The sequence below is a fragment of the Citrobacter freundii complex sp. 2024EL-00216 genome, from assembly GCF_043945515.1.
Classification (GTDB): domain Bacteria; phylum Pseudomonadota; class Gammaproteobacteria; order Enterobacterales; family Enterobacteriaceae; genus Citrobacter; species Citrobacter portucalensis.
Window position 1 is genome coordinate 182,967 of sequence record NZ_JBIMRA010000010.1, and the last position, 7,774, is coordinate 190,740.

The 7,774-nt window shown below is 50.6% G+C and carries 12 protein-coding genes; 11 read left to right on the top strand and 1 reads right to left on the bottom strand.

What is annotated here, in order from left to right:
- Both ACHHZ7_RS15195 and slyD read left to right on the top strand, forming a co-directional pair.
- Positions 1 to 201, top strand: a complete 201-nt coding sequence (locus ACHHZ7_RS15195; RefSeq protein ID WP_060682862.1) for a YheV family putative zinc ribbon protein — start codon at positions 1 to 3, stop codon at positions 199 to 201.
- Positions 202 to 295: 94 nt separating this feature from the next.
- A complete protein-coding gene (gene slyD / locus ACHHZ7_RS15200) occupies positions 296 to 907 on the top strand; it encodes a peptidylprolyl isomerase (RefSeq protein WP_008786294.1) in 612 nt (203 codons plus the stop codon).
- 113 nt (positions 908 to 1,020) lie between these two features.
- Here the strand turns inward: slyD and ACHHZ7_RS15205 are convergent, their stop codons facing one another.
- Positions 1,021 to 1,239, bottom strand: coding sequence for a protein SlyX (locus tag ACHHZ7_RS15205; RefSeq protein WP_003023639.1), 219 nt, complete (start codon positions 1,237 to 1,239; stop codon positions 1,021 to 1,023).
- A 232-nt stretch (positions 1,240 to 1,471) separates the two neighbouring features.
- Here ACHHZ7_RS15205 and fkpA point away from each other — a divergent pair, with 232 nt between their 5' ends.
- The 9 genes from fkpA to ACHHZ7_RS15250 all read left to right on the top strand — a co-directional run.
- Positions 1,472 to 2,290, top strand: coding sequence for an FKBP-type peptidyl-prolyl cis-trans isomerase (fkpA, locus tag ACHHZ7_RS15210; RefSeq protein ID WP_003827768.1), 819 nt, complete (start codon positions 1,472 to 1,474; stop codon positions 2,288 to 2,290).
- A 167-nt stretch (positions 2,291 to 2,457) separates the two neighbouring features.
- Positions 2,458 to 3,180 carry a transcriptional regulator gene (locus ACHHZ7_RS15215; RefSeq protein ID WP_003023643.1) on the top strand — a complete coding sequence of 241 codons (723 nt, stop codon included), beginning with the start codon at positions 2,458 to 2,460 and terminating at the stop codon, positions 3,178 to 3,180.
- Positions 3,180 to 3,566: a sulfurtransferase complex subunit TusD gene (tusD, locus tag ACHHZ7_RS15220; protein WP_008786293.1), complete on the top strand. Its 387-nt coding sequence runs from the start codon at positions 3,180 to 3,182 to the stop codon at positions 3,564 to 3,566. Before ACHHZ7_RS15215 ends, tusD begins: the two co-directional genes overlap by 1 nt.
- On the top strand, positions 3,566 to 3,925 hold the full coding sequence (gene tusC, locus ACHHZ7_RS15225; protein WP_003827771.1) for a sulfurtransferase complex subunit TusC: 360 nt from the start codon (positions 3,566 to 3,568) through the stop codon (positions 3,923 to 3,925). The genes tusD and tusC overlap by 1 nt, the downstream gene beginning before the upstream one ends.
- 7 nt (positions 3,926 to 3,932) lie before the next feature.
- The gene (gene tusB, locus ACHHZ7_RS15230) at positions 3,933 to 4,220 is read left to right on the top strand and encodes a sulfurtransferase complex subunit TusB (RefSeq protein ID WP_008786292.1); all 288 of its coding nucleotides are present in this window, start codon (positions 3,933 to 3,935) and stop codon (positions 4,218 to 4,220) included.
- A 125-nt stretch (positions 4,221 to 4,345) separates the two neighbouring features.
- Positions 4,346 to 4,720, top strand: coding sequence for a 30S ribosomal protein S12 (gene rpsL / locus ACHHZ7_RS15235; protein WP_003023654.1), 375 nt, complete (start codon positions 4,346 to 4,348; stop codon positions 4,718 to 4,720).
- Positions 4,721 to 4,815: 95 nt separating this feature from the next.
- Entirely contained in the window at positions 4,816 to 5,286 is a 471-nt protein-coding gene (rpsG, locus tag ACHHZ7_RS15240; RefSeq protein ID WP_003023657.1) for a 30S ribosomal protein S7, read from the top strand.
- 96 nt (positions 5,287 to 5,382) lie between these two features.
- On the top strand, positions 5,383 to 7,497 hold the full coding sequence (gene fusA, locus ACHHZ7_RS15245) for an elongation factor G (RefSeq protein ID WP_003023659.1): 2,115 nt from the start codon (positions 5,383 to 5,385) through the stop codon (positions 7,495 to 7,497).
- 69 nt (positions 7,498 to 7,566) lie between these two features.
- Positions 7,567 to 7,774 (top strand): GTP-binding protein (locus ACHHZ7_RS15250; RefSeq protein WP_000031660.1); only part of this gene is annotated, 208 nt, incomplete at its 3' end.

A 7,774-nucleotide genomic window follows, 5' to 3' on the forward strand; every position in this document is an offset into this window, starting at 1 on the left:
ATGGCAATTCGTAAACGTTTTATCGCAGGTGCAAAATGTCCGTCCTGCCAGTCGCAGGATACGCTGGCGATGTGGCGCGAAAATAATATCGATATTGTTGAGTGTGTTAAGTGCGGTCATCAGATGCGGGAAGCAGATAAAGAGGCGCGCGAGCACGTTCGCAAAGAAGAGCAAGTGATCGGGATTTTTCATCTGGACTAGCGATATGGCGCAGCTTTTTTTAAGCTAGAGGGTACACGGGTGCAGAATTCCGCTACAATCTGCGCCACTATTCTTTCCATGCTCAGGAGATATCATGAAAGTAGCAAAGGACCTGGTGGTCAGCCTGGCCTATCAGGTACGTACAGAAGACGGTGTGTTGGTTGATGAGTCTCCGGTGAGTGCACCGCTGGACTACCTGCATGGTCACGGTTCCCTGATTTCTGGCCTGGAAACAGCGCTGGACGGTCATGAAGTTGGCGACAAATTCGATGTTGCTGTTGGCGCAAACGACGCATACGGTCAGTACGACGAAAACCTGGTGCAGCGCGTTCCTAAAGACGTCTTCATGGGCGTTGACGAACTGCAGGTTGGCATGCGTTTCCTGGCTGAAACTGACCAGGGTCCAGTACCGGTAGAAATTACCGAAGTGGAAGACGACCACGTTGTGGTTGACGGTAACCACATGCTGGCTGGCCAGAATCTGAAATTCAACGTAGAAGTTGTTGCTATCCGCGAAGCGACCGAAGAAGAACTGGCTCACGGCCACGTTCACGGTGCGCACGGTCACGACCACGATCATGACCACGGTCATGACGGTTGCTGCGGTGGTCACGGCCACGGTCACGACCATGGTCACGAGCACGGCGGCGAAGGCTGCTGCGGCGGTGGCGGTAAAGGTAACGGCGGCGGCTGCGGTTGCCACTGATCGGTATGATTGCCTGATGGCGCTACGCTTATCAGGCCTACCGTAGGCCGGATAAGACGTTTACGTCGTCATCCGGCACAAAAAAGCGGGGATATCCCCGCTTTTTTTACGTCTCAATAATGTGGCGGCGGGGTCTCTTCAGACTGCGATGCAATGTGGGACGGCTGCGTTGCTTTGAGCTTTTCCGTCAGCAGACGCAGATGGTCGCGCAGTTTGGCCATTTCCAGTTCATGCGCGGTCACCGTCACGTTGAGCTCTTCAATGGTGATCTCCTGAAATGCCAGGCGACTTTCCAGTTCAGCCAGGCGAGTTTCCATTGTTGTATCCTGCATGATTCACCTCTTTCATTTTTCTCCGGCAGATCGCGGACTGCGGCGAATTCTACTTAACTTTGCTTGTTTGCACAGCACTCAATCTTCGGTAACGAAACTAATTTAAACAAAAAGAGTCTGAAAAGTGGTGATAATAGGGCGTGCCTGTATGTTGATTTGTTCTGCAACGCTTTATAGTACATTTTTATGTTAGCTAACCCTGGGGTGAGATGCCCCGGCCCTGGAGATATGGATGAAATCACTGTTTAAAGTAACGCTGCTGGCGACCACAATGGCTGTTGCTCTGCATGCCCCGATCACCTTCGCTGCTGATGCTGCGAAACCAGCCGCTACTGCTGACAGCAAAGCAGCATTCAAGAATGACGACCAAAAAGCCGCTTACGCGCTGGGCGCGTCCCTGGGTCGTTATATGGAAAACTCTCTGAAAGAGCAGGAAAAACTGGGCATCAAACTGGATAAAGATCAGCTGATCGCTGGTGTTCAGGATGCGTTTGCAGACAAGAGCAAACTGTCTGACCAGGAAATCGAACAAACTCTGCAGGCGTTTGAAGCGCGCGTGAAGAGCTCCGCTCAGGCGAAAATGGAAAAAGACGCGGCTGACAACGAAGCCAAAGGTAAAGTTTACCGCGAGAAATTTGCTAAAGAGAAAGGCGTTAAAACCTCTTCTACTGGCCTGGTCTACAAAGTAGAGAAAGAAGGTACTGGCGCTGCACCGAAAGACAGCGATACCGTGGTAGTTAACTACAAAGGTACGCTGATCGATGGTAAAGAGTTTGATAACTCCTACACCCGTGGTGAGCCGCTGTCTTTCCGTCTTGACGGTGTCATCCCTGGCTGGACTGAAGGTCTGAAAAACATCAAGAAAGGCGGCAAAATCCAGCTGGTTATCCCACCGGATCTGGCTTACGGCAAAACCGGCGTCCCGGGTATTCCGGCCAACTCTACGCTGGTCTTTGATGTTGAACTGTTAGACATCAAACCGGCACCGAAAGCTGACGCGCAGCCAGATGCTGCACCGGCAGATAAAGCTGCAGACAGCAGCAAAAAATAAGCTAACAGAAACCGCCGCCCACAGGGCGGCGGTTTTTTATTATCGACAGGATATAATTAATACTGGAAAGCGCCTTGTGCGCTGTATTACTTTAGATGCCCCTATAATAGTGATGAGCCTGCCCTGACAACATAACGACAGGCTCCTGAAAAGGAGTGCTTTTTTTCATGTCCAGGTCGCTTTTAACCAACGAAACCAGTGAGCTAGATTTGCTGGATCAACGTCCTTTCGATCAAACCGACTTCGATATCCTCAAATCCTACGAAGCGGTAGTGGACGGGTTAGCGATGCTCATTGGTTCCCATTGTGAAATCGTATTGCACTCTTTGCAGGATTTGAAATGCTCGGCCATCCGCATTGCTAACGGTGAACACACGGGCCGTAAAATTGGCTCACCGATTACCGACCTTGCGTTGCGTATGCTGCATGATATGACGGGTGCGGATAGCAGCGTGTCGAAGTGTTACTTCACACGTGCGAAAAGCGGTGTCTTGATGAAGTCGGTGACGATTGCCATTCGCAACCGTGAGCATCGCGTGATTGGTCTGCTGTGCATCAACATGAACCTTGATGTTCCTTTCTCGCAGATAATGAATACCTTTATCCCACCGGAAACCCCGGAAGTGGGCTCTGCCGTCAACTTCGCTTCTTCGGTGGAAGATCTGGTTACCCAGACGCTGGAATTCACGATCGAAGAAGTGAATGCCGATCGCAATGTTTCCAACAACGCGAAGAACCGCCAGATCGTCCTGAATTTATATGAGAAAGGCATCTTCGATATTAAAGATGCCATCAACCAGGTCGCCGATCGGCTGAACATCTCCAAACATACGGTCTACCTCTATATTCGTCAGTTCAAAAGCGGCGATTTCCAGGGGCAAGACAAGTAATGCGTTTTGCCATCATGGTGACAGGGCCTGCTTATGGCACGCAGCAGGCGAGTAGCGCGTTGCAATTTGCACATGCGCTTCTCGAAGAAGGGCATGAGTTATGCAGCGTCTTTTTCTATCGAGAAGGTGTATATAACGCCAACTTACTGACTTCACCCGCCAGTGATGAATATGATCTGGTGCGGGCCTGGCAACAGCTGAACCAACAGCATGGTGTAACGCTGAATATCTGCGTGGCGGCGGCGTTGCGTCGCGGCGTTGTTGATGAAACTGAGGCAAAGCGTCTGGGACTGGCAGGGGCTAATTTACAATCAGGTTTTAACCTCAGCGGGCTTGGATCGCTGGCTGAGGCATCCCTGACCTGCGATCGCGTGGTGCAGTTCTGATGAAACGTGTTGCTTTTGTCTTTTCTACCGTGCCGCATGGCAGCGCATCTGGCCGTGAAGGATTAGATGCATTGCTAGCGACATCTGCATTAACGGAAGACCTCGGCGTGTTTTTTATCGGCGATGGCGTCTTTCAAATCCTCCAGGGACAACAACCGGATGCGGTGCTGGCGCGAGACTATATCGCAACCTTCAAGCTGTTAGGGTTGTACGATATCGATCAATGTTGGCTCTGCGCTGCCTCATTACGCGAGCGGGGCCTTCAGCAGGGGGTTAATTTTGTGGTCGATGCGACAGCGCTTGAACCGGAAGATTTACGCCGTGAGTTAGGTAACTTTGACGTCATTTTAAGGTTTTGAGACCCTCATGCTGCACACACTACATCGCTCCGCGTGGCTTACCGATTTCTCCTCTCTTCTTCGCTTGGTAGATAAAGACGATGAGCTTTTATTGCTCCAGGATGGCGTGACGGCGGCAATCGAAGGAAGCCGTTTCCTTGAAAGTCTGCAAAATGCCTCCATTAAGGTCTATGTACTGGAAGAAGACATTAAGGCTCGCGGTTTGAGTGGTCAAATTTCAGACAGTGTCGTCAGGGTTAGCTATACTGACTTCGTCAGACTTACGGTGAAGCATCCCAGCCAGATGTCCTGGTAATTGTGGGATCGTTGTATATTTCTTGACACCTTTTCGACACCGACCTAAAATTCTGCGTCCTCATATTGTATGAGGTCGTTTTATTACGTGTTTACGAAGCAAAAGCTAAAACCAGGAGCTATTTAATGGCAACAGTTAACCAGCTGGTACGCAAACCACGTGCACGCAAAGTTGCAAAAAGCAACGTGCCTGCGCTGGAAGCATGCCCGCAGAAACGTGGCGTATGTACTCGTGTATATACTACCACTCCTAAAAAACCGAACTCCGCACTGCGTAAAGTTTGCCGTGTTCGTCTGACTAACGGTTTTGAAGTGACTTCCTACATCGGTGGTGAAGGTCACAACCTGCAGGAGCACTCCGTGATCCTGATCCGTGGCGGTCGTGTAAAAGACCTCCCGGGTGTTCGTTACCACACCGTTCGTGGTGCGCTTGACTGCTCCGGCGTTAAAGACCGTAAGCAATCACGCTCCAAGTATGGCGTGAAACGTCCTAAGGCTTAATGGTTCTCCGTTAAGTAAGGCCAAACGTTTTATATTAATGTCAAACTAAACTCTTAGAGTTTTGGACAATCCTGAATTAACAACGGAGTATTTCCATGCCACGTCGTCGCGTCATTGGTCAGCGTAAAATTCTGCCGGATCCGAAGTTCGGATCAGAACTGCTGGCTAAATTTGTAAATATCCTGATGGTAGATGGTAAAAAATCTACTGCCGAAACTATCGTATACAGCGCGCTGGAGACCCTGGCTCAGCGTTCTGGTAAAAACGAACTGGAAGCTTTCGAAGTAGCTCTCGAAAACGTGCGCCCGACTGTCGAAGTTAAGTCTCGCCGCGTTGGTGGTTCTACTTATCAGGTACCAGTTGAAGTCCGTCCGGTCCGTCGTAATGCCCTGGCAATGCGTTGGATCGTTGAAGCTGCTCGTAAACGCGGTGATAAATCCATGGCTCTGCGCCTGGCGAACGAACTTTCTGATGCTGCAGAAAACAAAGGTACTGCAGTTAAGAAACGTGAAGACGTTCACCGTATGGCAGAAGCCAACAAGGCGTTCGCACACTACCGTTGGTAATCCCTTCGGAGTTTTAGTCACCAGGCGGGCGCTTCTAGTAAGCAGCCCGCTTTGGGCTACTTAAATTGAACGCCTAAAAGATAAACGAGGAATCAAATGGCTCGTACAACACCCATCGCGCGCTACCGTAACATCGGTATCAGTGCGCACATCGACGCCGGTAAAACCACTACTACCGAACGTATTCTGTTCTACACCGGTGTAAACCATAAAATCGGTGAAGTTCATGACGGCGCAGCCACCATGGACTGGATGGAGCAGGAGCAGGAACGTGGTATTACTATCACCTCCGCAGCGACTACTGCATTCTGGTCTGGTATGGCTAAGCAGTATGAACCGCATCGCGTAAACATCATCGACACCCCGGGGCACGTTGACTTCACTATCGAAGTAGAACGTTCCATGCGTGTGCTTGATGGTGCAGTAATGGTTTACTGCGCAGTTGGTGGTGTTCAGCCTCAGTCTGAAACCGTATGGCGTCAGGCAAACAAATATAAAGTTCCGCGCATTGCGTTCGTTAACAAAATGGACCGTATGGGTGCGAACTTCCTGAAAGTTGTTGGTCAGATCAAAACCCGTCTGGGCGCGAACCCTGTTCCGCTGCAGCTGGCAATTGGCGCTGAAGAAGCGTTCACCGGTGTTGTTGACCTGGTGAAAATGAAAGCCATCAACTGGAACGAAGAAGATGCAGGCGTAACCTTCACTTATGAAGATATCCCGGCTGACATGCAGGAACTGGCTGAAGAATGGCACCAGAACCTGATCGAGTCCGCTGCAGAAGCTTCAGAAGAGCTGATGGAGAAATACCTGGGTGGTGAAGAACTGACTGAAGAAGAGATCAAAAAAGCTCTGCGTCAGCGCGTTCTGAACAACGAAATCATCCTGGTAACCTGTGGTTCTGCGTTCAAGAACAAAGGTGTTCAGGCGATGCTGGATGCGGTAATTGATTACCTGCCATCCCCAGTAGACGTACCTGCGATCAACGGTATTCTGGACGACGGTAAAGATACTCCTGCTGAGCGTCATGCTAGCGATGACGAGCCGTTTGCTGCTCTGGCATTCAAAATCGCTACTGACCCGTTCGTGGGTAACCTGACCTTCTTCCGCGTGTACTCTGGTGTGGTTAACTCCGGTGACACCATCCTGAACTCCGTGAAAACTGCACGTGAACGTTTCGGCCGTATCGTACAGATGCACGCTAACAAACGTGAAGAGATCAAAGAAGTTCGCGCGGGCGATATCGCTGCTGCAATCGGTCTGAAAGACGTGACCACTGGTGACACTCTGTGTGACCCGGATCACCCGATCATTCTGGAACGTATGGAATTCCCTGAGCCGGTAATTTCCATCGCGGTAGAACCGAAAACCAAAGCTGACCAGGAAAAAATGGGTCTGGCTCTGGGCCGTCTGGCTAAAGAAGACCCGTCATTCCGCGTATGGACTGACGAAGAATCTAACCAGACCATTATCGCTGGTATGGGTGAGCTGCACCTCGACATCATCGTTGACCGTATGAAGCGTGAATTCAACGTTGAAGCGAACGTCGGTAAACCTCAGGTTGCTTACCGTGAAGCGATTCGCGCGAAAGTTACCGATATCGAAGGTAAACACGCTAAGCAGTCTGGTGGTCGCGGTCAGTACGGTCATGTTGTTATCGACATGTACCCGCTGGAGCCGGGTTCAAACCCGAAAGGCTACGAGTTCATCAACGACATCAAAGGTGGTGTAATTCCTGGCGAATACATCCCGGCCGTTGATAAAGGCATCCAGGAACAGCTGAAATCTGGCCCGCTGGCTGGTTACCCGGTTGTTGATCTGGGCGTGCGTCTGCACTTCGGTTCTTACCATGACGTTGACTCCTCTGAGCTGGCGTTTAAACTGGCCGCTTCTATCGCCTTCAAAGATGGCTTTAAGAAAGCGAAACCAGTTCTGCTTGAGCCTATCATGAAGGTTGAAGTAGAGACTCCGGAAGAGAACACCGGTGACGTAATCGGTGACTTGAGCCGCCGTCGTGGTATGCTTCGTGGTCAGGAATCCAACGTCACTGGCGTTGTTATCCATGCTGAAGTTCCGCTGTCTGAAATGTTCGGATATGCAACCCAGCTGCGTTCTCTGACCAAAGGCCGTGCTTCTTACTCCATGGAGTTCCTGAAGTACGACGATGCGCCGAACAACGTTGCTCAGGCCGTTATTGAAGCCCGTGGTAAATAATCCACAGGATTAAAACCTAAGTCCCGTGCTCTCTCCATAGGGGAGAGCACTATAGTAAGGAATATAGCCGTGTCTAAAGAAAAATTTGAACGTACAAAACCGCACGTTAACGTCGGCACCATCGGCCACGTTGACCACGGTAAAACTACCCTGACCGCTGCAATCACTACCGTACTGGCTAAAACCTACGGCGGTGCTGCTCGTGCATTCGACCAGATCGATAACGCGCCGGAAGAAAAAGCTCGTGGTATCACCATCAACACTTCTCACGTTGAAT

What these genes read in the sequence shown, in the direction of transcription:
- ACHHZ7_RS15195 (WP_060682862.1), top strand. Translation starts at nt 1, where the DNA reads ATGGCAATTCGTAAACGTTTTATCGCAGGTGCAAAATGTCCGTCCTGC.
- tusD (WP_008786293.1), top strand. Translation starts at nt 3,180, where the DNA reads ATGCGTTTTGCCATCATGGTGACAGGGCCTGCTTATGGCACGCAGCAG.
- rpsL (WP_003023654.1), top strand. Translation starts at nt 4,346, where the DNA reads ATGGCAACAGTTAACCAGCTGGTACGCAAACCACGTGCACGCAAAGTT.
- slyD (WP_008786294.1), top strand. Translation starts at nt 296, where the DNA reads ATGAAAGTAGCAAAGGACCTGGTGGTCAGCCTGGCCTATCAGGTACGT.
- fusA (WP_003023659.1), top strand. Translation starts at nt 5,383, where the DNA reads ATGGCTCGTACAACACCCATCGCGCGCTACCGTAACATCGGTATCAGT.
- ACHHZ7_RS15215 (WP_003023643.1), top strand. Translation starts at nt 2,458, where the DNA reads ATGTCCAGGTCGCTTTTAACCAACGAAACCAGTGAGCTAGATTTGCTG.
- fkpA (WP_003827768.1), top strand. Translation starts at nt 1,472, where the DNA reads ATGAAATCACTGTTTAAAGTAACGCTGCTGGCGACCACAATGGCTGTT.
- rpsG (WP_003023657.1), top strand. Translation starts at nt 4,816, where the DNA reads ATGCCACGTCGTCGCGTCATTGGTCAGCGTAAAATTCTGCCGGATCCG.
- tusB (WP_008786292.1), top strand. Translation starts at nt 3,933, where the DNA reads ATGCTGCACACACTACATCGCTCCGCGTGGCTTACCGATTTCTCCTCT.
- ACHHZ7_RS15205 (WP_003023639.1), bottom strand. Translation starts at nt 1,239, where the DNA reads ATGCAGGATACAACAATGGAAACTCGCCTGGCTGAACTGGAAAGTCGC.
- tusC (WP_003827771.1), top strand. Translation starts at nt 3,566, where the DNA reads ATGAAACGTGTTGCTTTTGTCTTTTCTACCGTGCCGCATGGCAGCGCA.